This is a genomic window from Mesorhizobium sp. B2-4-3 (genome assembly GCF_006442815.1).
GTDB lineage: Bacteria > Pseudomonadota > Alphaproteobacteria > Rhizobiales > Rhizobiaceae > Mesorhizobium.
In genome coordinates, this window is record NZ_VFVL01000006.1 from 180170 (window position 1) to 202764 (window position 22595).

The window sequence follows — 22595 nt, forward strand, 5'->3', positions numbered from 1 at the left end:
CGGCAACTGGAACGCATCCGATGAGCGCCAACTCCCCCCAGGCGATTGCTCCGGGCCTGTCGCGCCGGCTTGCGGCGTTCGTGCGCAATTCGCAATGGAGCGACGTGCCGGAGCCAGTGCGCGAGCATGCGCTGCGCGCCCTCTTCAACGGCTTCGGGACCGCGCTTGGAGGTTCGTCCGACCAAGCGATCCTGCGCCTTGCGGCGAGCCTCGCGCCCTTCTCCGCCGGCGAAGCCGCGACCGTGATCGGCCACCGCGCACGACGGGATGCACCGACCGCGGCGTTCCTCAACGCGGCGTCGATGAACGTGTTCGACTTCGACGACACCCATCAAGGCACGATCATCCACCCGACAGCGCCCGTGGCGCCCGCCGTCCTTGCCCTGGCCGAAACCCGGCCAGTCAGCGGGACCGCGCTTCTCCATGCCTTCGTTCTCGGCGTGGAGGTGACCTGCCGGATCGGCAACGCGATCTCGCCGGGCCACTACAATCGCGGCTGGCACATCACCTCGACCTGCGGGATCTTCGGCGCCGCCGCAGCCGCGGCGAAGCTGCTCGATCTTGGCGAGGAGGAAATCCTGTGGGCCTTCGGCAATGCATCGGCCCAGGCATCTGGCCTTGTCGAGACGCTGGGTTTCATGGCCAAGAGCGTCGGTGTCGGCACCGCCGCGCGCGGAGGCTTGCTCGCTGCATTGATGGCGAAGGGTGGGATCGAAGGACCGCCGATGCCCCTCGAAGGTCCGCGCGGTTTCCTCAAGGTCTTGTGCGACGCGCCGCAGCCCGAGCTGATCGAGCGCGGGCTGGGCAGCGACTGGGAAAACCTGCGCAACATGTTCAAGCCATATCCTTGCGGCGTGGTCCTCAATCCCGTTATCGACGCATGCCTGAATCTACGCCGACAGCCGGATTTCTCCGCTGACCGGATCAGCGAAGTCACCGTGCGCGGCTGCCCGCTGCTCAAGGCCCGCGCCGACAGGCCCGACGTCACCACTGGCAGGGAGGCACAGGTCAGCGCGCAACATGCCGTCGCTGTCGCCCTGTTGCGCGGCACGGCCGGTGCGGCCGATTTCAGCGATGCGGCGGTGAGCGATCCTGAGGTGACGGCATTGCGCGCCAAGGTGCGTCCGATCGAAACGGACGAAGCCATTCCGGTCGAGGCAGCCTACATTTCCGTGTGCTGCAGCGATGGAGCGCATTTCGAGATGAGCGAGCTGGCCGCCACCGGCAGTCCGGCGCGGCCGATGACGGACGCCGCGCTGCGCGACAAATTCGCCGCCCTTGCCGAGTACGGCTGCCCGACGATCGATGCGGGCGCGCTTGCCGACAGGCTGTGGGCTCTGCACGACATCGGCGACGTTGGTTCGATCATCGCACTGGCCCGACCGAAGGTGTAAGCGCCAGGCGCACCGATCTCAGCGATTGTGCTGCGGCGGCTTCCAGACATGGGTGGAGATGATGTCCCTCAGCTCCGTGCGCACGGCGCGGAACAGCGGGCGGAATGTCGATGACATCGGCTTCTGCGACGACGTCGCAAGGATGAGCTTGCGCGTGATCTGCGGCTCGAACGGCCAGACCTCGATACGGCCGGCTTCGGCCAGCAGATGCACGGAAGCATAGGGCAGAACCGTATAGCCACCGCCCTCCTCGACAAGCAGCAGGGTCGACGGCATCGCCTCCAGCTCCATCTCGATGCGTGGATAGATGCCGTGCTCGGCGACGATGTTGTCGATCAGCCGTCTCAGGCCATGCGGCCGGCTCGGCAGGATCATCGGCAATTCCGCAAGCACGCTGAGACTCACCGGGCCGCGCGGCAGCGCCGGCTCGGCCAGCGCCGGGCCGATCAGGAAAAGCTCGTCATCGGCGAGCGGCTCGGTCAGCACGGAAGGGTGATTGGGCGAGTTGTAAAGCACCGCCGCGTCGATGCGGCCGGCAATCAGCCACTCGAGGATATGGCCGCTGAATCCTTCGATGACCTGCAGCGCGACGTTCGGAAACTCGTTCTTGATCTTCTTGACGAGCGGCACCGTCAGCACAGTTCCGACGGAGGGCGGAACGCCGAGCACCAGCCTGCCGCGCGGCGAAGCCCTGAGATTGGACACGGCGTTCTGCGCCAGCCGCATGCGCTCGACGATCTCGTCCGCATGCGATTTCAAGAGCGCTCCGGCTTCGGTTAGCACCACGCCGCGGCCGTTGCGGTGGAACAATTCGACGCCCAGTTCCTCCTCGAGCCCGCGGATATGACGCGTGATCATCGGCTGGGTGACATTGAGGTCGAGGGCGGCCTTCGAGAAGCTGCCCGCCGAGCCGACCGCGATGAAGACCTGTAACTGCTTCGTGTCCAACTCAAACCACCCAACCCGCCGCCGGGCGGTGCTTTGCCCGAAGCTCTCGACCTACGTGCGGAACGGATATTTCAGGCCGCGCACGTTCAGGAACACGGCATAGACCGAAGTTGTCGCCGTGATGAACAGCCGATTGTGCCGCGCGCCGCCAAACGCGACGTTCGCCACCATTTCCGGCACCAGGATCTTGCCGATCAATTCACCGGCCGGCGTGTGGCACTGGACACCGTCCCAGGCGCTGATCCAGAGGTTGCCGGCGATATCGACCCGGAACCCGTCCGGAATGCCGGGCGATATTTCGGCGAACACGCGCGAATTTACCAGCCTGTCGCCGGCAACGTCAAACGACCTGACGTGATGCGGCGCGCCGCGGTCGGTCAGATAACCGGAATCGGCGATGTAGAGCGTCTTCTCGTCCGGCGAGAAGGCAAGGCCGTTGGGCATCGAGAAATCGTCGGCGACGACGGTGATGCGACCGGATTGCGGATCGATACGGTAGACCCGGCAGCCGGGCTGCTCCTGATCGGCCCGCCGTCCGACATAGTCGGAGATGATGCCGTAGTTGGGATCGGTGAACCAGACACTGCCGTCCGACTTGACCACCACGTCGTTCGGCGAATTGAACCGCCTCCCCTCGAAGGAGTCCGCGAGCACGGTGATCGAGCCGTCCCATTCGGTGCGCACGACGCGGCGTTCGCCCTGCATGCAGGTGACCAGCCTGCCCTCGCGGTCGCGGGTGCTGCCGTTCGGATTGGCGACGTTGCCGCGAAACAATGAAACCGCGCCGGTCTCCTCGTCCCAGCGCAGCATGCGGTCGTTGGGGATATCGCTCCAGACCAGCGTGCGCAGGTCGGCGAAATAGACCGGCCCCTCCGCCCAGCGGTTGCCGGTGTGCAGCGTTTCGAGGAAGGCGACCGGATCGACAAGGTCGCCGAAGCGCGGATCGATGATCTCGTAGCAGGACATCGGCAACTTCCTTCACGTCAGGATCGGGCCATGAAGGTCACCGTTGTTCCGCCTCAAGATTCAACGCTGGACGAACGGAGCCGGAATGGAATTTCCGGCGTCGATCCACACGCTCTTTTCCTGGAGATATTCGTAGATGGCGGTGCGGCCGTTTTCCCGACCGAAACCCGACTGCTTGTAGCCGCCAAAGGGCGAGAGGTAGCTCGTCGCGCGGTACATGTTGACCCAGACGATGCCCGCCTCCAGCCGGTCCGGCAGCCGGATGCCGCGGCCGATGTCCTGCGTCCACAATCCCGCGGCGAGGCCGTAGATGCTGTCATTGGCGATGGCGACGGCTTCGTCCTCGTCCTCGAACGGAATGATCGAAAGCACCGGGCCGAACACCTCTTCCTGGGCGATGCGCATCGACTGGCTGACATTGCCGAAGATGGTTGGCTCGACGAACCAGCCATCCGCGATCGCCTCGTCCTCGGGCACCTTGCCGCCGAGCAACTGGAGCGCACCCTCGTCGCGGGCGATGCCGATATAGTCGAGGACCTTCTTGCGTTGCGGCTGCGTCGTGATCGGGCCGACCTGCGTATCCGGATCCAGCGGATCGCCGATCTTGGCGGTCCTCGCAAACGCGACCAGCTTTTCGACCACCTGATCGTAGACGGAGCGCTGCACCAGCGCCCGCGAGCCAGCGATGCAGGTCTGACCGGTCGCCGCGAAGATGCCCGAGACCAGCCCGGGAATCGCGGCCTCCAGCTTGGCGTCGGCGAAAACGATGTTGGCCGATTTGCCGCCGAGTTCCAGCGTCACCTTCTTCAGGCCGCCGGCCGCGGCCTGGTAGACGCGCCGGCCGGTGGCGTCGCCGCCGGTGAAGGCGATTTTCGCCACCCGCGGATGCGTGACCATGCGGTCGCCGATCTCGTGGCCGAAGCCGGTGATGATGTTGACGACGCCTTTCGGGAAGCCAGCCTTCTCGAACAGCCTTCCGAAGAAGAGCGCCGAGACGGACGAGAATTCCGACGGCTTCCATACGACGGTGTTGCCGGCGGCCAGCGCCGGCGCAAGCTTCCAGGTCGCCAGCATCAGCGGCGAGTTCCAAGGCGTGATCGCCGCCACGACACCCAGAGGCTCGAGCTTGGTGTAGTTGAAGACGCCAGGCTTATCGATCGGGATGACGCGTCCCTCGATCTTGTCGGCCAGCCCGCCGAAGAAGCGGAACCATTGCGGGATGTATTTGCACTGCATCCGCATTTCGTTGATCAGCTTGCCGTTGTCCCGTGTCTCGAGGACGGCGAGGTTTTCCGCCTCCTCGGCGACAAGGTCGGCAAAGCGCGCCATGATCTGGCCGCGCGCGCTCGCCGTCATCGACCGCCATTCCCCCCGGAAGGCCTGTGAGGCGGCCTCAACGGCCGCATCGACATCGGCGACGCCGGCGCGCGGAACAAGCGCCCAGGCCTTGCCGGTGAAGGGATCGAAGGACTCGAAATACTCGCCCGACGCCGCGGCGGCCCAGCGGCCGCCGATCAGCATGGCAAGCTTGTCCTCGGCGAGCGGCGGACGCTGGATCATGCGCCGATTTCCTGCAGGGCCTCGCGGGCATTGCGGAAAGCGTCGACGCCGGCCGGCACGCCGGCATAGATCGCGACCTGCAGCAGCACCTCGCGGATCTCGTCCTTGGTGACGCCGTTGCGGATCGCGCCCTTGACGTGCATCTTCAATTCGTGCGGCCGGTTGAGCGACGCCAGCATGGCGAGGTTCAGCATGCTGCGCGTCTTGCGGTCGAGCGTTTCGCGGCCCCACACGGCGCCCCAGCAATATTCGGTCACCAACTCCTGCATCGGCCGGTTGAAATCGTCGGCGCTGGCGAAGGATTTCTCCACGAATTCGGCGCCGAGCACCGCCTTGCGGATCTCGAAGCCCTTGTCGAACATGTCCTTACCCATCGGGTTATTCCTTTCTGGTCTGCTTGGGAGGGATCAGAGGCCGGGTGTCGGCCGGTATTTGCGACCGCGCGCCAGCACATGGCCGAGCGAGCCGTCGGTGAGGTAGATCTGGGTGGCCTTGGAATCGTACCGCACGCTTTCCTGGCCGGGATAGCCGAGCAGCTCACGCACGCGCGGGTTCATGTAATAGGTGCAGATGGCAATCGTCGTGACGGCTGAGAAGGCGCCGCCATCCTCCTTGTTGAGCTTCTCGAGATGCGCTTCCGCGCTCAACGCGGGATCGGCATCGAGCCCGCGATCGAATCCTTCCTTGAGGTCGACACGAAAATCGAGCGCCTTTTCGGCATCGGCGAAGGTGCAGACCGAGCCGAACGCCGGCATGTCGCCGTGGGCCGGAATGAGGAAATCCGCAAGGGCGAGGAACGTCTTGTCCGTGCTCATCTCAGGCGACCTTCTGATTGCGCCGTTCCGCAATCATGCGACGCGTGTTGCGCAGCGCCACCGCCATGATCGTCGCGGTCGGATTGGTCGCGCCGGAGGTCGGGAACGTCGAGGCGTCCATGATGTAGAGGTTGGGCACATCGTGGCAGGCACCCCACTGGTCGACGACCGAGCGCTTCGGATCGTCGCCCATCACGGTCGTGCCGATCAGATGCCAGCCGGATTCGCGCACCGGCGTCGAGACCAGCGTCTCGATCGCTCCGGCCGCCCGGACCGATTCCAGGCAACGGTCGATGTTGAACTTCAGAAGCCGGTTCGAGTTCTCGTTGACCTTGTAGACGATCTGCGGCGCCGGCAGGCCGTCGGAATCGACGAGGTTCTTCGACAGCACCACCTGGTTCTCCTCTTCCGGCAGGTCCTCGCCGACGATGCCCCAGATCAGCGAATGGCCGAAGCGGCGGGCGACGTTCTCGTGCAGGTTGGCGCCCCAGAAATCCTGGAAGCGGCCCTCTTCGGCGACATAGACCTTGGAGCCGGTGGCGCCCGACACGCCGACCGGACCGCCGGAGGGCATGCAGTTCCATTTCGATCCGCGCACGAAGCCGCGCCGCTCGTCGGTCTCGTAGAATTCCAGCGAATAGACCTGCTGCCCGAACGGGCCGCGCCAGGAGTCCAGCGGGTCCTCGTAGGAGGCAAGGATGCTGGCGAAGGGATGCATCATCAGCCGCTTGCCGACCATGCCGGATGAATTGGCCAGCCCGTCCGGGCTCTTCGCTCCGCCCGACATCAGCAGCAGCCGCGGCGTGCCGACGCCGTTGGCGCAGAGGATGACGACCTTGGCGCGCTGGCGCCGGTCGCGGCCGTTGGCGTCGACATAGACGACGCCGGTGGCAAGCCCTTGCTCGTTCGTCTCGACCTCCTTGACGCGGGCGCGCGTGACAAGCCGGGCGCCGGCCTTCAAGGCAAGCGGCCAGTGCGAGCGATCGGTGGTCGACTTCGCGCCTTCCGGACAGCCGGTGAGGCAGGTGCCGCGCCGCACGCAGGCATTCAACTCGCCGAACTTCTCGGACGGTATCGCGTTGCTGCCCGGCCACCAATGCCAGCCCATGCGCTCCATGCCGAGCGCGCCGCGCAGACCCACGGAGCCGATCGGCAGCGCCGGGAAAGGATATGGCCCCCGCGGTGGAAACGCCGGGTCGCCCGCGAGACCGGACACGCCGACCTCACGCTCGATCTCGAGCTGGTAGGGCAGCAGATCCTCGTAGGAGAACGGCCAGTCCTCGGCCACGCCATCGAGCGAGCGGACGCGGAAATCGGAGGGCAGGAAATGCATCCATTGCGCGCCGTAGAGCGTGGCGCTGCCGCCGACGCCGGCAAACATCAGCGGGTTGATATCCGTGGTCGAGGTATCGACCGGATAGTCGTTCGGGTTGTCGCGCACGTTCGGATTGGGATGCCACAGCTTGGTGCTGACCAGCTCATGCTCCGGCCGCGCGCCCGTGTAGTCGTTATATTCGGGCCATTCCCCCTGTTCCAGCGCGACCACGGAAAGGCCGGCCCGGGCGAGATGCAGTGCCGCGACCGAGCCGGAAGGCCCGGCGCCGACGATGACGACGTCCACTTCCTCGTCGCGCCGCGCGCGGGTGCCGCGTTCGCTCAGGCTCTCGACATTCATTTCATACCTCCCTCGATGGCTGGCGACCGGCTCATGCGAGCCGTGTGCGGTAGAACGCAGCCGCGCCTATGATGATGATGCCCTTGATGATGAGCTGCATCTCGATCGGAAAGCCCAGCAAAAGCACCAGATTGTTGATGACGACCAGCACCGCGACGCCAAGCAGCGCGACAAAGATGTTGCCACGTCCGCCCGTCAGCGCCACGCCGCCCATGACCGCCGCGACGATCGAGTCGAGCTCGTAGCCCTGGCCGACCCAGTTGGAGACCGTCCCGACATAGCCGAGCAGGAACAGTCCGCCTATGCCGGCGCAGACCGAGCAGATGACGTGGCACAAGATGATGACGCGATCGGGCGCGACACCGTTGAGGAACGCCGCCTTGGGATTGCTGCCCACCATGAATATCTCGCGCCCGAGGCGCGACCGGTGCAGCACGATGCCGAAGACAATGGCCAGCAGCGCCAGGGTGATGAGGTTGACCGGAATGCCCAGGATGCGGCCCGACGCGAGAAAACCCATGCCCGGCGGAAGCGTGCTGATCGGCGCGCCGCCCGTATAGGCAAAGCGGACCCCCTGCAGGATTATCATCATGGCCAGCGTGGCAAGGAACGGACTGACGTCGCGCTTGGCGACCAGCCAGCCGTTGACCAGGCCGACGACGGCGGAGAAGGCGATCGCCGCCGCGAAGATCATCGGGATCGCATCGTTGGTCGTCGCCTTGAACGCCGTCGCAAGCACCGCCACCGTCGCCATCAGCGAGGCCACCGACAGGTCGAGCCCCCGTACCAGGATGACGAAGATCTGGCCGACGACCACCATGCCGAGCGGTGCCGCGATGGTGAGCACGTTGACCAGGTTGGCCGGCCGCAGGAAGGTTGGCGACAGCACGGCCGCGACCAGCAACAGCGCGACGAGGAAGACGATCAACCCATAGCGCTCGAAAATCGAGGCGACGGACACACCTCGGGAGCGGGGCAGCGGGGTCTCCAGCGGTGCCATCACTGCCTCCGCCTTGTGGTGTGGATGCTGACGGCGACGATGATGATCAGGCCCTGGATCACCCACTGGTAGTAGGAAGACACGTTCAGGAAGTTCAGCAAATTGTTGAGCATCGTCACCAGCAGAACGCCGAGCAACGTGCCGAGGACGCCGCCGCGCCCGCCGGCCAGAATGGTGCCGCCGACAACCACCGGCGTGATCGATTGCAGCGTCAAGGCAGTACCAATGCGCGGGTCGCCGACACCGGTGCGGGCGGTCAGGAAGATCGCCGCCAGTCCGGCGCACAGGCCGGACAGCGCATAGGCCATCACCACGATGCGGTTGACGGGCAGGCCGTTCAGCCGTGCCGCCTCGCGGTCGCCACCAACGAAATAGATGCTGCGGCCGGAGCGCGAGCGCTGGAGCCAAAGGCCGGCAAGGGCGAAGATCGCGACGAGGACGATCGCCGTCACCGGGATGCCCCACAGATTCGCATAGGAGAAGTCGGCCAGGCCGCGCGGAACCGATCCGCCCGGCTCCTTGTCGTACATCAGCGTGGCGCCGAAGATGATCGACGACATGCCGAGCGTCACGATCAGCGGATGGACGCGCAGCACGATGGTGAGCAGGCCGTTGAGCGCGCCGATCGCCGTCGCGGCGATCAGGGCGAGAGGCAGTGCCAGCCACAGAAGATCCGGCCGCCACTCGAGGAAATGGGCGATGAAAACGGTCGATGCGCCGACCAGCGAGCCGACCGCAAGATCGATGCCGCCCAAGAGCACCACGAATGTCTGGCCGAGGCTGACCATGCCCAGCACGACGAGTTGCTGGAACAGGTTGCCGAAGTTGCGCCAGGTGAGGAACCGGTCGGACAGGAAACCGCCCGCGGCGACGAGCAGGATGAGCAACGCCACCACAATCACATAGGACAGCGAAAGCCGGTTGCGGCGGAATTCGGCGACGACGGCGCTCATGCGACCTGCTCCAGCCGGGCCGCGGTGCTTTCGCGCCGGTCGAGCGAGCGCACGGCGAGATCCATGATCGCCTCTTCGGTGGCGGACGCGCCGTCGATCTCGCCCGCGACATGGCCTTGCGACATCACGAAGATGCGGTCCGACAGGCCGATGATCTCCGGTAGCTCGGAGCTGATCATGAGGATGCCGACGCCCTGCTCCGCCAGGTTGCGGACGATGCGGTAGATTTCGACCTTGGCGCCGATGTCGACGCCGCGCGTCGGCTCGTCGAGGATGAGCAGCTTGCGGGCGATGCGCGACCAGCGGCCGAAAAGCACCTTCTGCTGGTTGCCGCCGGAAAGATTGCCGACCTTGACCTCCGGCGAAGGTGCGGCCACCGCGAAGTTGCGTATTTGCTCAAGGGCGATTTCGCGCTCGCCGCGCCGATCGATCAGCCCCCGCCTGGTGACGCCGGCCAGATCGGGCGCCATGACATTCGCCGAGATCGGCAAGCCGAGGAAAAGCCCCTCGTCCTTGCGGTTCTCGGTCAGGAAGCCGACGCCGTTGCGGATCGCCTCGCGCGGCATGCGCCGGTCCAAGCGCGTGCCGTCGAATTCAATTGTGCCGCCGTCGAGGTCGCGCGTGCCGAAGATCACCTCGGCCACTTCGGTGCGGCCCGAGCCGACCATTCCGGCGATGCCGACGACCTCGCCCGGCCTGATCGCGAAGCTGACATCGCGCACGCGATGGCCGGCGCGAAGGTTGCTGATCTTCAGGATGTCCGGCCCGCCGGCCGGCGCCTTGCGGCGCGCCGGATAGATCTGCTCGAGGCGGCGTCCGACCATCTTGGTGATCATCTCGTCACGCGTCAGGTCGCCGACCGGACCGGTGCCCGCCACCTGTCCGTCCTTCAGGATCGTCACACGGTCGGCGATCTCGAAGATCTCTTCCAGCCGGTGCGAGACATAGACGATACCGACGCCTTCGCGCTTCAGACGCCGCATGTTGTCGAACAGGAGATCGACCTCACGGCCGGAAATCACCGCCGTCGGCTCGTCGAGCACGAGCAGCCTCACCTCGCCGACCAGCGCCTTGGCGATCTCGACCATCTGCTGGTCGGCCAGAGGCAATTCATCGATCTTGGCATGGGTCGAGATCTTCACGCCGAGCTGCGCCAGTATCTCGGCTGCCCGCGCGTGGCGGGCGCGGCCGGAGATCAGGCCGAGGGCGTTGCGCGGCTGCGCGTCGACCAGGATGTTCTCGGCGACCGAAAGCTCGGAAAACAGAGCGAGTTCCTGATGGATGACGTGGATACCCGCCGCGCGCGCCTGCTTTGGCGACTGCCAGGAAACCGGCTTGCCCAGATAGGTCATGCTGCCGCCATTCGGCCTGATGGCGCCGCCCATGACCCGTATGAGGGTTGATTTTCCCGCGCCGTTTTCGCCGAGAAGAGCGTGGATCTCGCCAGGACGAACGGCAAAATCCACCCTGTCCAGGGGTTTTACGCCCGGATACTCCTTCTCGATGCGACTGAGCTCGATGACGGGAGTGACCATTTATCCGATGCTCGAAATTCCGGTTACGCCAGGGTGTGCGTCCGAAGGAACGCACACCCTGGCAGGCTGGGAGGCTTACTTCGGATAATCGGGCTTGAACGTGCTCGGATTGTATCCGGCCGGCAAGCCGTTGCTCGGCGACAGGTCGCCCGGGTCGCTCATGCTGACATGGTCGAGCAGGTGCCGGTCGCCCTTGACCGAAACAGTATCGGCTCCGGGCGAGGTCACCACGTTGAAGCTGACCTCGACCTTTTCGGGAACCGGGATACCCTTCATGACGTCGAGCACGGTCTCGATGCCGGTGATGCCCATCGAGGTCGGATAGTCGATGCCGACCATCTTGATGTTATGCTGGGAGGCCAGCTGATACATCAAGGCGATATCGCCGCCGGTCATCGGCGGAATTTCGCCGTCCTTGTAGCCCGCCGCGAGGAAGGCCTGGACGGCGCCGGAGCCTTGCAGCGCGCTGTCGGCCAGCACGCCGTTGATCTCCTTGCCGTGCTTCTGGATGAGTGCGGCCATCACCGATTTGCCGGTCGCGGGATTCCAGTCGCAATACTGCTTCTCCAGCACCTTGATGCCGGGAAACTTGCCGAACACCTCTTCGTTCGCCTTGATGCGGATTTCGGCGACGCTCGAGCCGGCAATGCCGGGCAGCATGACGATGTTGCCATTCCCGCCGAGCGTCTCGCACAGCCACAGGGCTTCCAGACGCCCAAGCGCCCAGTCCGAGGCGGTGATGTAGGTGATGTAGTTGCTCGCCGTCTTCACCTTGCGGTCGACCATGATGACGGGAATGCCCTGCTCCATGGCGCGCCCGACGACGGAGTCCAACGCGTCTTCCGTGGCGGCGGCGATCAGCAAGACGTCGACGCCCTGGCTGATCAGGTCCTGGATGTCGGCGATCTGCTTCGAGGGATCGTCATTGGCGTCGGTCGCCAGAAGATGCGCGATCTCATCGCGATGCTGGCCTGCGGCCCAGAACACGCCGTGCTGGAACGCCACGCGCCAGGCGTTCGATATCGAGGCGTTGGAGAAGCCGATCGTATAGGGGCCTTCCTTCTTCCACTTCGACGTATCGACCATCGCGTTGGCGTTCGGATTCCAGATCCAGGTCCGCGGCACGCCGTAATAGCCGGGCTTGGTTTCTTCCGCCGCGGCGGGGGCGGTCGCGCCGAGTCCCAAGGTCGAGACGGCGCCGGCGGCCGCCAGCGCGGCGGGCGCCTTGCGGATGAAGCTCGCACGAGATATCTTTTGATCCAAGATGCTCTTTATAGTCATACCTTCCTCCTCCTGGGCACCCTTTTGGATACCGATTGTTCCTACCCCAAGTAAAAATTTGATAATTTATAGTCTATTTCGTAATTTATATCGAAAAATACAAAGCGCCCGGCGACAACCGGTTGCCCAAGCCTCCCAACGCTTCGGATTAGCGGACGCATCGCCGCGAAGGTCAATCTCCTGAGTTGTAATAGCTGCTATTACGATTTTCTCGATTGGGCGCAGCAACGGTTGCGATCTAATAGGCAGCAGGTACCGGAAGCCTGAGATACGCCCGGGGAGGATCGACCGTTGAAAATTCTCGTTGTGCTGCGAATGATCCCGGATTCCGCTGGCGAGCTCGAACTGACGGGCGACGGACGCGGCATCGACCGCGAATGGCTGGATTTCCAGCTCAATGATTTCGACGACCATGCGCTGGAAGAGGCGATCCTTTTGAAGGAAGCCGCTGGCGCGACGGTCGTGGCCGTCGCCATCGGCGAGGGAAGTAACCGCGTGCTGCAGATGGCGGTCGCCCGCGGTGCGGACGAGGCGATCGCGCTCGAGGCCGAAGCGGACGGCATGATCGACTCGCGCGCGATTGCCGGTTCCATCGTCGCGCTCGCCCGCTCGAAGGCCGCCGATCTCGTCCTTTGCGGCGTCCAGTCGACCGAGGATCTGTTCGGCCAGCTCGTGCCCTATGCCGGCGCCCGGCTCGGCTGGCCGCATGTCTCCGGGTCCAGCAGGCTGAGCATCGAGGCTTCCGCCCTTCGCGTCACGCAGGAGCGCGGCGGCGGCATCGCCGCGACATACGAGATTGCGCTGCCGGCGGTGATTGGCGTGCAGACCGCCTCCAAGGCGCCGCGCTATGTCTCGGGCAGCAAGCTTAGAGAGGCGTCGAAGACGGCCATGGGCAAGGCGGCGTCCGAACCCGCCGGGTTCGAAAGATCGGCCGAGATCGTCGCGCTGAGATTGCCTGGACAGCGCGGCACCGGTGAAAATCTCGGAGACAATCCCGAAAATGTCGCCGACAGGCTGGCCAGCATCCTGGCGGCCAAAGGCTTTGCAGGAGTTTAAGCGATGCGGATTGTCGCCTGCACGGAAGGCTCATTCGGCAAGATCGAGCCCTTTTCGCTGGAAATGATCACGGCGGCGCGCATGGCCGGCGCTGCCGGCGACGAGGTGGTCGCTTTCTTCGCAGGCCAGGATCCGGAACCCGCCGTCACGAGCCTCGGCGCTGCCGACAGGCTTGTCGCGGCGAGCGCCGGCAATACCCAGCTCATCGCCGCCGAATCCTATGCGCGGCTGCTGGCGGATACCGTTGCAGCCGAAGAGCCGGGCCTGGTGCTGGTGCCATACTCCGCCAACGGGCTCGACGTCGCCGGTGATCTCGCGGCGCGCACCGGTTGGCCGCTGGTCTCCTATGTCAACGAAATCAGCCGCGACGGCGACTGGCTGGCCGTCGTCGCGCAGGTCTATGGCGGCAAGATCCTCGCCGAATGCAGTGTGCCCTTGCCGGCCATCCTGATGGTCAATCCCGGCGCCTTCGCCGAAGCCGAGCGGCGCGCGGTCGATCCGTCCAAGCTGCAACATTCCGACGCCACGCCCGTCGTGGCCGAAGGCAAGGTCCGTCTCGTCGGCGTCGAGGTTCCCAATTATGACGGCGTCGACCTCACGACGGCCGAGCGGATCGTCTGCGTCGGCCGCGGCATCGGCGACGAGGCCAGCATCGACATCGCGCGCGGTCTCGCGGACATCCTTGGCGCGGAGATCGCCGGCAGCCGCCCGGTGGTGGACAGCGGCTGGCTGCCGAAGGTGCGGCAGGTCGGCAAATCCGGCCAGAAGGTCAAGCCGAAGCTCTATCTGGCGCTCGGCGTTTCCGGCGCCCCGGAGCATCTCGAAGGCATGTCGAAGTCGGACCTGATCATCGCTGTGAACACCGATCCGAAGGCGCCGATCTTCAATGTCGCGCATTTCGGCGCGACCTGCGACCTGTTCGATCTCGTCGCCAATCTCAGCGAGCGGCTGCAGACCGGCCGCTGATATGAGCGAGACGCCTATACTGTGGATCGTCACGCTGGCGGCCGTCGCGCTGACACTTTGGCGCTCCCGCCGCTACGTCGCAACGTTGGCGCTGGCGCCGGGCGCAAGCCGGTTCGACCAGCCATGGCGCCGCCTGGAAGGTCTCGCCATCGCGATCGGCCTGCATCGCAAGATGCTGCGCAAGCAGCTGTCGGGAATCCTGCACGCGCTGATCTTCGTTTCGTTCTTCGTCCTGTTCACCGTCACGATCGAGGCTTTCGGCTCACGCCTGTTCCCCGGCTTTTCGCTGGCGCCGATCGGTGGCGACAGCTGGATCGCGCTGCTGCAGGATCTGTTCGCGGTGCTGATGCTGGTAGGCCTCGGCCTGGCCGTCTATCAGCGCTATATCCTGAAGCCGGCGCGGTTCAGGGGATCGAGCGGCAACGATGCGGCGATCATCTATGCGCTCATCCTGCTCATCGTCTCATCCCTGCTGATCGAGGCCGGCGCGCGGATCGTCGGCGGCGCCGACGGGTCATGGCGGCCGGTCGCGTCGTTGGTAGCCGATCTGCTCCGCGTCTTGAGCGTTCAGGCACATCCGACGGAGCAAATTGCCTATTGGGTCCATATCGGCGCCATCCTCGCCTTCCTAGTCTATATTCCGGGCTCAAAGCATCGGCACATGTTCCTGGCCGCGCCGAACATCTATTTTCGCAACCTCGAACCGGCCGGGACCGCGCCCGCGGTGCCTCCGGAGCGTGAGAATCCGGGCGTGGCATCGCTTGCACAATTCGACTGGAAACAGCAGCTCGACCTCTTGTCCTGCACCGAATGCGGACGCTGCCAGGCGGTCTGCCCCGCCTACGCCTCGGGCCTGCCTCTCAGCCCGAAGATGCTGATCACCGACATGCGCGACGCGCTGGCGGACGAGACGTCCACACCTCTGGTGGGCGGCGTGATCGCCGAAGAGACGCTGTGGGCCTGCACGACCTGCCGGGCCTGCATGGAGGCTTGTCCGGTCGAGATCGAGCATTTGCCCAAGATCATCGACATGCGGCGCCATCTTGTCGATGAAGGCCATGTCAGCCCCATGCTACAGGACGCGCTGTCGAACCTCACGCGTCTAGGGAACTCGATGGGCAAGCCGTCCAAGATGCGGGCGCGCTGGACGAAGGAGCTCGGCTTCCCGGTCAAGGACGCTCGCAGCGAACCGGTCGACGTCTTGTGGTTCGTCGGCGACTACGCGTCCTACGATCCGCGTGTCCAGGATGTGACCCGCAAGGTCGCCGAGCTTTTCACGGCCGCCGGCGTCGATTTCGGTATCCTCTTCGACGCCGAGCGCAACAGCGGCAACGACGTGAGGCGCGTCGGCGAAGAAGGCCTGTTCGAGACGCTTGCCCAATCCAACATCGACGCGATCCGCGAATGCAGCTTCAACCGCATCGTCACCACGGATCCGCACAGCCTGAACGCGCTGAAGAACGACTATCGTCATTTTGGTGCAGAGTTCGAGGTGCTTCACTACACAGCATTGCTTGCCGAACTGGTCACGGCGGGCAGGCTCGACATCGCACCGGCGGGCGGCGCCACGGTGACCTATCACGATCCCTGCTATCTCGGCCGCTACAATGGCGGCTTCGACGCGCCGCGCGACCTCATCAAGGCGGCGGGCTATGCCCTGCACGATATGCCGCGCTGCCGCGAGAATTCCTTTTGTTGCGGCGCCGGCGGCGGCCGCATCTGGCAGGGCGACGACGGCGTCAAGGAGCGCCCCAGCGAAAATCGCATCCGCGAGGCGCTTGGCCTGGGCGTCGGGATCTTTGTCGTCGCCTGTCCCAAGGACAAGGTCATGTACACAGCCGCCACCGATGCGCTCGGCGTGGCAGGTCAGTTGAAGGTTGTCGACGTGGCTGAGTTGATCAGGCTGCGGGAAGCGCCCGCCGCTGAAGGTTACGACCGGATCGAGGGCGGCGCGATCAACGGCTGACCGCGCCGAGCGCTCTTTGCGGGGTCAAGCGCCGCTCCACATTGCGTCCGGCACCACCACCAGCTTGCCGACGAAGTCCTTGCCCATGAAGTCGGTCTGGGCGCGGTGGAAATCCGACAGTTTGTAGACGCCGCCGACCAGCGGCTTGATCTTCTTGTCCTCGATGTAGCGGACGATGCGACGGAAGTCGGCCCGCGTGCCCTGGCTCGAGCCGTGGAGCTGGAGCTGCTTCAGATACATGGTGCGGAGGTCGAACTGCACCACCGGCCCGGCAATGGCGCCCGCCGTGGTGTAGCGGCCCTCGGGGCGCAGAATGCGCAGCAGGTCGTTGAAGATGGCGCCGCCGACCAGATCCGCCACCACGTCGATGGGCTGGCCGCCCGTCCCTTCGTTCACTGCGGTGAGCAGGTCGGCCACGCCGCGCGTGATCACCTTCTCGGCGCCGATGTCGAGCACGGCCTGTTCCTTGCCCTTGCCGGCCACCGCGTAGGGGATGGCGCCGCGCGCCCTTGCCAGCTGCACGATGCCGGAACCGACGCCGCCGGAGGCGCCGGTGACAAGCACACGCTCGCCGGCCTTCAGCGCGGCACGTTCCAGCATCTGCTCGCCGGTGAGATAGGCGCAGCAGAAGGTGGCGAGCTCGACATCGCTCAGATCGGTGTCGACGACATGCGCGTTTTCGGCCGGCAGCGCCTGGTATTCGGCGTATCCGCCGTCGCGGCCGTGGCCCATATAGTCGATGTCGGCCAGCGAATCGTCGTCGCGGTTATAGATCGAGAAGTCGACCATGACGCGCTCGCCGATGCGGTTCGCAGGCACGCCGTCACCGACTGCGACGACGGTGCCAACCGTGTCGGTGCCCTGGATGCGCGGGAAGGTGAGCGTGTTGCCCTGGCGGCGCCAGGTCGACACGGCAGCCGCATCCTCCTCCGTGCCATAGGCGCCCTGGCGCACCCAGACATCGGTGTTGTTCATGCCGCAGGCGCTGACCTTGACTAGCACTTCGCCGGCAGCCGGCGCGGGCACTTTCACATCGGTGCGGTAGACGAGCTTCTCCAGGCCACCATGGCCGATAAGCTGCACGGCGGCCATCGTGGCAGGGATCGTTCTGGTCATGGCATTCATATCGCTTCTCAGATGTTTGCAAGCACGCTGTTGACCGCGTCGGCGGTCTTGGCGACGACGACGTCGGCCTCCTCCCGCGTCAGGCAGAGCGGCGGCGCGAAGCCGAGGATATCGCCCTGCGGCATGGCGCGGCCGATGACGCCGCTTGCCGCGAGCGCCGTGGCGATCTGCGGCCCGACCTTCAGCGCCGGATCGAAGAAGACGCGGTCGTCGCGGTCCTCGACGAACTCGATCGCAGCCAGCATGCCGTCGCCGCGGACCTCGCCGACATTCCGGCGTCCGCCGACGGCCTTGGCGAGCTCGGCGCGGAAATAGCCGCCGGTCTCGCCGGCATTCTTCACCAGGTCCATCTCATCGATCAGCTCGAGATTGGCGACACCGGCGGCAACGCAGATCGGGTGCGCCGAATAGGTCCAGCCATGGCCGAGGGAGCCAAGCTTGTCGGAGCCCTTGACCAGCACCTGCCAGACCTTGTCGGAGACGATGACGCCGGAAAGCGGCGCATAGGCCGAGGTCAGGCCCTTGGCGATGGTGATCAGGTCCGGCTTGATGCCGTAATGGTCGGAGCCGAACATGGAGCCGAGACGACCGAAGCCGGTCACCACCTCGTCGGCGACGAGCAGCACGTCGTATTTGTTCAGCACGGCCTGGATCTTCTGCCAGTAGCTGGCCGGCGGCGGCACGATGCCGCCCGTGCCGAGGATCGGCTCGCCGATGAAGGCCGCGACGGTGTCCGGGCCTTCGGCGAGGATCATCTCCTCGAGCTTGTCGGCGCAATGTTGCGAGAACTGCTCCTCGCTCATCGAGCGGTCGGCGCGGCGGAAATAATAGGGCGCCTCGGTGTGCAGGATCGGCGCGCGCGGCAGGTCGAAGGCGTTGTGGAACAGCTCGAGCCCGGTCAGCGAACCGGTCATCACGCCAGAGCCGTGATAGCCGCGCCAGCGCGAGATGATCTTCTTCTTCTCGGGCCGGCCCAGCACATTGTTGTAATACCAGATCAGCTTGATGTTGGTCTCGTTGGCGTCAGAGCCGGAGAGGCCGAAATAGACCCTCGACATGCCCTTCGGCGCGCGGTCGATGATCATCTTGGCGAGCGTGATCGAGGCTTCGGTGCCGTGCCCGACATAGGCGTGATAGTAGGCGAGGTTCTTGGCCTGCTCGGCGATGGCATCGGCGATCTTCTGGCGGCCGTAGCCGACATTCACGCAATAGAGGCCGGCGAAGGCATCGATGCTCTTCTTGCCGGTGTTGTCCCAGACGGTGACGCCTTCGCCACCAGCCATGATGCGGGCGGGTGACTCACCCCGCGCATGCGTGCCCATATGCGTCGAGGGATGGAAAAAGTGGTCGCGGTCCCAGGCGGTGAGTTCGTTGGACTGTTCGAGCATTTTTTTACTCCTTGTTCGGATTCCCCCGACGGGCGCTTAGGCTACATCCAGGCAGAGGTATTTCAGATCCGTAAAAGCTTCGAGCCCATGGCGCGAGCCTTCGCGGCCGATGCCGGACTGCTTGACGCCGCCGAACGGGATCGGCGCGCCGGTGATCTTGACCCGGTTGATCGCGACCATGCCGTAGTCCAGGGCGCGGCCCATGCGCGCCTGGCGACCACCGTTCTCGGTAACGACATAGGCGACTAGGCCATATTCGGTGGCATTGGCGCGGGCGATTACTTCGGCCTCTTCGTCGAACGGCGTCACAGCCGCGACAGGGCCGAAGGTCTCTTCGCGCATAATCAAAGCCGCGTCCGTCACATCGACGAGCAGCGTCGGCTGATAGAACAACGGGCCGGCCGCGTGACGCTTGCCGCCGGTCAGGCAGCGCGCGCCGTGGTTAAGCGCATCGGCCACCTGCTCCTCGACCTTCTTGACGGCACGTTCGTGCATCAGCGGCCCGATATCGGCGTCGGCGGATAGGCCGTTGCCGATGCGGAGCTGCTCGATGCGGCGGGCGAAAGCGGCGCAGAAGCGATCATAGATCGGCCGCTGCACATAGATGCGGTTGGCGGCAAGGCAATCCTGGCCGGAGGTGGCGAACTTGGCGTCGAGCGCGATCGCCACAGCCCTGTCGATGTCGGCGTCGTCGAACACGATCAGCGGCGCATGGCCGCCGAGTTCCATCACCAGCCGTTTCATGGTCGCGGCACTTTGCGCGGCAATCAGCCGGCCAACTTCGGTCGAGCCGGTGAAGCTCATCGCGCGGACTCGCGCGTCGGCGCACATCGCCGCGACGATCGTGCGCGCATCGCCAGTGACGACGTTGAAGACGCCTGCCGGCAGCCCGGCGCGCTCACCGAGCTCGGCCAGCGCCAAAGCAGACAGCGGCGTTTCCGAAGACGGATGCGCCACGATGGTGCAGCCGGCGGCAAGCGCTGCGGCGGCCTTACGGGTGAGCATGGCCGACGGAAAATTCCACGGCGTCACGACGCCGACCACGCCGAGCGGCTCGCGGCGCACCGACATCTCGGCATTCGGCAGATGGCTGGTTACACTTTCGGCGTTGAGGCGCTTCGCTTCCTCGGCATACCATTCGACGAAGGAGGCGGCGTAGTCGATCTCGCCGAGCGATTCCTTCAGCGGCTTGCCCTGCTCGAGCGTCATCAGCAGCGCCAGGTCGTCCTTGGCGGCGATGATCAGATCGAACCATTTCCGCAGGATTTTCGAGCGCTCGTGCGGCAGCGCCGAGCGCCAGACGGAAAACGCACGCGACGCGGCATTGATCGCCTTTGTCGTCTGGGCGGCATCGAGCGCGGCCACGAAGGCGACGGTAGCGCCGGTGGCCGGATCGGTTACCTCAAAACTTGCCGCCGCTTCGCTCGCCGTCCAGTGGCCATCGATATAGGCGAGCGCGCGCAACAGCCGGCGATCGGCGAGGCGGTCGAGCGCGTCATGGTGGTTGGTACGGGCAAAGTGCGCGGACATCAGTCGGGTCTCCCGGTGCCGAGGCGATATGGAGAGACTAGTCGCGCGATCGAGACAAAGGGGCTGTTTCGGCAGGCTGATAGAGAGAGATTGTCTCTACTGGCGTGTGGAAGCAGACGACCTCTCTAGCTGGCCAGCCGTCGGATGCCACCAAACGGTGAAATTGGCCGAGCATCCACAACTTCGTCATCCACGGGCGGAGCGGAAGCGAAGCGGACGCGTAGACCCGAGGATCCATTCCGTGACCTTGATCGAAGGGACACAGCGGAGCAGAATTCTGCACCGTTGCAACGCCTCAAAGTCACGGAATGGATCCTCGGGTCTGCGCCGCGTCGCTTCGCTCCTTGCTCCGCCCGTGGATGACGAAGTAGCGGACGTTTCGGCTAATCTCCACACTGATCGTGACTCACCCTTATTCCGGCAGCAGATCGGCCACCGGCAGCACGGCCTCATCCTTGACCGTCTTGGTGACGATGTAGGTGAAATAGCGGTCGATGCCGATCTCGCGCTCAAGCAAGCCGTCGACCAGACGCTGATAGGCGTCAATGTCGCGCGCCATCACCTTCAGCACGTAGTCGACGCCGCCGCCCACCGACCAGCAGGCGACGATCTCCGGAACATCGCGAACGACCCGCTCGAAACGATCGAAGTCGGCCTGGCGGTGGTTGGCCAGGGTCACCTCCATCAGCACGGTCGCCACCGGCGCGATAGCGCGCATGGCGATCGCGGCGTGATAGCCGGAGACGATGCCGGCTTTCTCCAGCTTGCGCAGCCGCATCCAGCACGGCGTCGGCGACAGGCCGACCTTCTCGGCCAACGCCAGCTTGGTGATGCGCCCGTCGCGCTGGATGGCATCGAGAATCCTGAGGTCGATCGGGTCGAGTTTCGCTGCCGCCATGCGGGATCCGCCTTTCGTTGCAGACACCATGACGATGCATTATTTCGATTGTCAATTGGACTGATTTCGATCTCTAATAAGTCATGACATTTTGGCAGCCAGATCCTGCTCTTATCCGCCGGCCGGCCTATCTCTCGCTGGCCGACCAGTTCGCGCGCGCCATCCATGACGGGCGGCTGGCCAACGGCACGCGGCTGCCGACCCATCGCCGGCTGGCCGACGATCTGAAGCTTTCGGTGCAGACCGTCAGCCGCGCCTATGAGGAGTTGATCCGCCGGGGACTGATTTCCGGCGAGGTCGGCCGCGGCAGTTTCGTGCAGACGCAGCGTCGCGAGCCCGAACCGCCCTACATCCCGGAACGGCTGGGCGAGGTCATCGACCTCTCGATCCTGAAGCCGGTCTGCGAGCCGATGCATCTGGAGAAACTGAAGCAGGCGCTGGGCTGGCTGGCCGAGAACCTGCCATCGAGCTCGGCGCTGTCGTTCCGGCCGAACATGGTTTTCCCGCGCCACCGCGCGGTCGCGGTCGAATGGCTGAAGCTTTGCGGCCTCGAAGCCTCGCCGCAGAATATCAGCCTGACCAACGGTGCGACCGCCGGCATGACGGTGGCGCTGATGAGCGTGGCGCCGCCCGGCTCGACGGTCGCTACCGAAGCGATCGGTCACCACACGCTGATCCCGCTCGCCCGCTATCTCGGCTTCAACCTCGAAGGCCTGCCGATCGACGGCAACGGGCTGGTCCCCGAAGCGCTCGACGAGGCCTGCCGCCTGTCAGACATTCGCGCAGTTTTCGTCCAGCCATCGGTGATCAACCCGACGGCGACCTTGATGGACGCCACCCGTCGTGAGCAGATTGCGGCGGTTGCCCGCAAGCACGACATCGCCATCATCGAGAACGACGTGCTCGGCCCGCTGGTCGAAGGCCGACCGCCAGCGGTTGCCGCCTTTGCGCCGGAGCGGACGCTCTACGTCACCTCCTTCACCAAGATTACCGTGCCCGGCCTGCGCATCGGCTACCTTGCGGTGCCGGACCGCTATGTCGCCGCCGTCGCCAACCGCCACCTCGTTTCCAACTGGATGGCGACGCCGATGGTGGCGGAGATCGCGACGCGCTGGGTGAGCGACGGCACGGCGATGGAACTGGTCAACTGGCAGCGCGGGGCGTTGAAGCGGCGCCAGGAGATTGCCGCCGAAATGCTGACAGGCGTCGACTATCGCGTCCACCGCGACGGGCTGCATCTGTGGCTCGAGCTGCCGGGAGAACGTGCCGAGGAGAGCTTTGTCGCGCAAGCGCGCCTGCGCGGAGTGGCGATCGCGCCGGGCACCTCGTTCCGCATCGCCGACACGCCCTGGCATCCGGCCGTGCGCATCTCGCTCGGATCGACCACCGAAGGGGAACTGCGCGCGGGCCTGAGCGTTGTCGCCAAGCTGTTGCTCGGCGACCCGGAGCATCTCCTGCTCGCCATCTGATGCACAAATGGAGTTCAGATTGCCCTGAAATTGTGTCGCGCTGGAAATATTGTCATGATATTATTTTCCC

Annotated in this window: 19 protein-coding genes; 5 read left to right on the forward strand and 14 right to left on the reverse strand. The window is 65.1% G+C overall.

The features are described 5' to 3' along the window. Positions 1 to 20 precede the first annotated feature (20 nt). On the forward strand, positions 21 to 1394 hold the full coding sequence (locus FJ956_RS09180; protein ID WP_140675120.1) for an MmgE/PrpD family protein: 1374 nt from the start codon (positions 21 to 23) through the stop codon (positions 1392 to 1394). An 18-nt stretch (positions 1395 to 1412) separates the two neighbouring features. Here the strand turns inward: FJ956_RS09180 and FJ956_RS09185 are convergent, their stop codons facing one another. The 10 genes from FJ956_RS09185 to FJ956_RS09230 form a co-directional block, all read right to left on the reverse strand. Beyond that, the gene (locus FJ956_RS09185; protein WP_140675123.1) at positions 1413 to 2342 is read right to left on the reverse strand and encodes a LysR substrate-binding domain-containing protein; all 930 of its coding nucleotides are present in this window, start codon (positions 2340 to 2342) and stop codon (positions 1413 to 1415) included. 51 nt (positions 2343 to 2393) lie between these two features. Next, a complete protein-coding gene (locus FJ956_RS09190) occupies positions 2394 to 3308 on the reverse strand; it encodes an SMP-30/gluconolactonase/LRE family protein (RefSeq protein WP_140675126.1) in 915 nt (304 codons plus the stop codon). A 60-nt stretch (positions 3309 to 3368) separates the two neighbouring features. Continuing rightward, on the reverse strand, positions 3369 to 4868 hold the full coding sequence (locus FJ956_RS09195) for an aldehyde dehydrogenase (RefSeq protein WP_246672024.1): 1500 nt from the start codon (positions 4866 to 4868) through the stop codon (positions 3369 to 3371). Beyond that, the gene (locus FJ956_RS09200) at positions 4865 to 5242 is read right to left on the reverse strand and encodes a carboxymuconolactone decarboxylase family protein (RefSeq protein ID WP_040985791.1); all 378 of its coding nucleotides are present in this window, start codon (positions 5240 to 5242) and stop codon (positions 4865 to 4867) included. Before FJ956_RS09200 ends, FJ956_RS09195 begins: the two co-directional genes overlap by 4 nt. Before the next feature lie 33 nt (positions 5243 to 5275). Next, positions 5276 to 5683 carry a hypothetical protein gene (locus tag FJ956_RS09205; protein WP_140675131.1) on the reverse strand — a complete coding sequence of 136 codons (408 nt, stop codon included), beginning with the start codon at positions 5681 to 5683 and terminating at the stop codon, positions 5276 to 5278. A 1-nt stretch (position 5684) separates the two neighbouring features. Further along, positions 5685 to 7358 (reverse strand): GMC family oxidoreductase, encoded by a 1674-nt coding sequence (locus FJ956_RS09210; RefSeq protein ID WP_140675133.1) that lies wholly within the window; start codon positions 7356 to 7358, stop codon positions 5685 to 5687. Between the two features lie 31 nt (positions 7359 to 7389). Continuing rightward, positions 7390 to 8358, reverse strand: coding sequence for an ABC transporter permease (locus FJ956_RS09215; RefSeq protein ID WP_140675136.1), 969 nt, complete (start codon positions 8356 to 8358; stop codon positions 7390 to 7392). After that, the gene (locus FJ956_RS09220; RefSeq protein ID WP_140675139.1) at positions 8358 to 9311 is read right to left on the reverse strand and encodes an ABC transporter permease; all 954 of its coding nucleotides are present in this window, start codon (positions 9309 to 9311) and stop codon (positions 8358 to 8360) included. The genes FJ956_RS09215 and FJ956_RS09220 overlap by 1 nt, the downstream gene beginning before the upstream one ends. Next, positions 9308 to 10846 (reverse strand): sugar ABC transporter ATP-binding protein, encoded by a 1539-nt coding sequence (locus tag FJ956_RS09225; protein WP_140675142.1) that lies wholly within the window; start codon positions 10844 to 10846, stop codon positions 9308 to 9310. The genes FJ956_RS09220 and FJ956_RS09225 overlap by 4 nt, the downstream gene beginning before the upstream one ends. 75 nt (positions 10847 to 10921) lie before the next feature. Further along, entirely contained in the window at positions 10922 to 12127 is a 1206-nt protein-coding gene (locus FJ956_RS09230) for a substrate-binding domain-containing protein (protein WP_140675145.1), read from the reverse strand. 291 nt (positions 12128 to 12418) lie between these two features. Between FJ956_RS09230 and FJ956_RS09235 the strand changes: the two genes are divergently transcribed. Genes FJ956_RS09235 through FJ956_RS09245 form a run of 3 tightly spaced genes read left to right on the forward strand, consistent with a single transcriptional unit; the run spans position 12419 to position 16115 of the window. Further along, entirely contained in the window at positions 12419 to 13183 is a 765-nt protein-coding gene (locus FJ956_RS09235) for a hypothetical protein (protein ID WP_140675148.1), read from the forward strand. Between the two features lie 3 nt (positions 13184 to 13186). Next, positions 13187 to 14149: an electron transfer flavoprotein subunit alpha/FixB family protein gene (locus FJ956_RS09240; protein WP_140675151.1), complete on the forward strand. Its 963-nt coding sequence runs from the start codon at positions 13187 to 13189 to the stop codon at positions 14147 to 14149. 1 nt (position 14150) lies between these two features. Then, positions 14151 to 16115 (forward strand): (Fe-S)-binding protein, encoded by a 1965-nt coding sequence (locus tag FJ956_RS09245; RefSeq protein ID WP_181170146.1) that lies wholly within the window; start codon positions 14151 to 14153, stop codon positions 16113 to 16115. Positions 16116 to 16139: 24 nt separating this feature from the next. On the opposite strand, the gene FJ956_RS09250 is transcribed toward FJ956_RS09245, so the two are convergent. From FJ956_RS09250 to FJ956_RS09265, 4 genes are all read right to left on the reverse strand, one after another. Continuing rightward, complete coding sequence (locus FJ956_RS09250) at positions 16140 to 17240, reverse strand: alcohol dehydrogenase family protein (protein WP_140675158.1); 1101 nt, start codon at positions 17238 to 17240, stop codon at positions 16140 to 16142. A gap of 8 nt (positions 17241 to 17248) precedes the next feature. After that, the gene (locus tag FJ956_RS09255) at positions 17249 to 18628 is read right to left on the reverse strand and encodes an aspartate aminotransferase family protein (protein ID WP_140675161.1); all 1380 of its coding nucleotides are present in this window, start codon (positions 18626 to 18628) and stop codon (positions 17249 to 17251) included. Positions 18629 to 18664: 36 nt separating this feature from the next. Next, positions 18665 to 20158: an NAD-dependent succinate-semialdehyde dehydrogenase gene (locus FJ956_RS09260; protein ID WP_140675164.1), complete on the reverse strand. Its 1494-nt coding sequence runs from the start codon at positions 20156 to 20158 to the stop codon at positions 18665 to 18667. Between the two features lie 412 nt (positions 20159 to 20570). Then, a complete protein-coding gene (locus FJ956_RS09265; protein WP_140675169.1) occupies positions 20571 to 21056 on the reverse strand; it encodes an Lrp/AsnC family transcriptional regulator in 486 nt (161 codons plus the stop codon). An 83-nt stretch (positions 21057 to 21139) separates the two neighbouring features. Between FJ956_RS09265 and FJ956_RS09270 the strand changes: the two genes are divergently transcribed. Beyond that, positions 21140 to 22525: a PLP-dependent aminotransferase family protein gene (locus FJ956_RS09270; RefSeq protein WP_140675172.1), complete on the forward strand. Its 1386-nt coding sequence runs from the start codon at positions 21140 to 21142 to the stop codon at positions 22523 to 22525. The last annotated feature ends 70 nt before the right edge of the window (positions 22526 to 22595 follow it).

Coding starts and splice junctions, on each gene's coding strand:
- FJ956_RS09180 (WP_140675120.1), top strand. CDS start 21: ATGAGCGCCAACTCCCCCCAGGCGATTGCTCCGGGCCTGTCGCGCCGG.
- FJ956_RS09190 (WP_140675126.1), bottom strand. CDS start 3,308: ATGTCCTGCTACGAGATCATCGATCCGCGCTTCGGCGACCTTGTCGAT.
- FJ956_RS09195 (WP_246672024.1), bottom strand. CDS start 4,868: ATGATCCAGCGTCCGCCGCTCGCCGAGGACAAGCTTGCCATGCTGATC.
- FJ956_RS09200 (WP_040985791.1), bottom strand. CDS start 5,242: ATGGGTAAGGACATGTTCGACAAGGGCTTCGAGATCCGCAAGGCGGTG.
- FJ956_RS09205 (WP_140675131.1), bottom strand. CDS start 5,683: ATGAGCACGGACAAGACGTTCCTCGCCCTTGCGGATTTCCTCATTCCG.
- FJ956_RS09210 (WP_140675133.1), bottom strand. CDS start 7,358: ATGAATGTCGAGAGCCTGAGCGAACGCGGCACCCGCGCGCGGCGCGAC.
- FJ956_RS09215 (WP_140675136.1), bottom strand. CDS start 8,358: ATGGCACCGCTGGAGACCCCGCTGCCCCGCTCCCGAGGTGTGTCCGTC.
- FJ956_RS09220 (WP_140675139.1), bottom strand. CDS start 9,311: ATGAGCGCCGTCGTCGCCGAATTCCGCCGCAACCGGCTTTCGCTGTCC.
- FJ956_RS09225 (WP_140675142.1), bottom strand. CDS start 10,846: ATGGTCACTCCCGTCATCGAGCTCAGTCGCATCGAGAAGGAGTATCCG.
- FJ956_RS09230 (WP_140675145.1), bottom strand. CDS start 12,127: ATGACTATAAAGAGCATCTTGGATCAAAAGATATCTCGTGCGAGCTTC.
- FJ956_RS09240 (WP_140675151.1), top strand. CDS start 13,187: ATGCGGATTGTCGCCTGCACGGAAGGCTCATTCGGCAAGATCGAGCCC.
- FJ956_RS09245 (WP_181170146.1), top strand. CDS start 14,151: ATGAGCGAGACGCCTATACTGTGGATCGTCACGCTGGCGGCCGTCGCG.
- FJ956_RS09250 (WP_140675158.1), bottom strand. CDS start 17,240: ATGAATGCCATGACCAGAACGATCCCTGCCACGATGGCCGCCGTGCAG.
- FJ956_RS09255 (WP_140675161.1), bottom strand. CDS start 18,628: ATGCTCGAACAGTCCAACGAACTCACCGCCTGGGACCGCGACCACTTT.
- FJ956_RS09260 (WP_140675164.1), bottom strand. CDS start 20,158: ATGTCCGCGCACTTTGCCCGTACCAACCACCATGACGCGCTCGACCGC.
- FJ956_RS09265 (WP_140675169.1), bottom strand. CDS start 21,056: ATGGCGGCAGCGAAACTCGACCCGATCGACCTCAGGATTCTCGATGCC.
- FJ956_RS09270 (WP_140675172.1), top strand. CDS start 21,140: ATGACATTTTGGCAGCCAGATCCTGCTCTTATCCGCCGGCCGGCCTAT.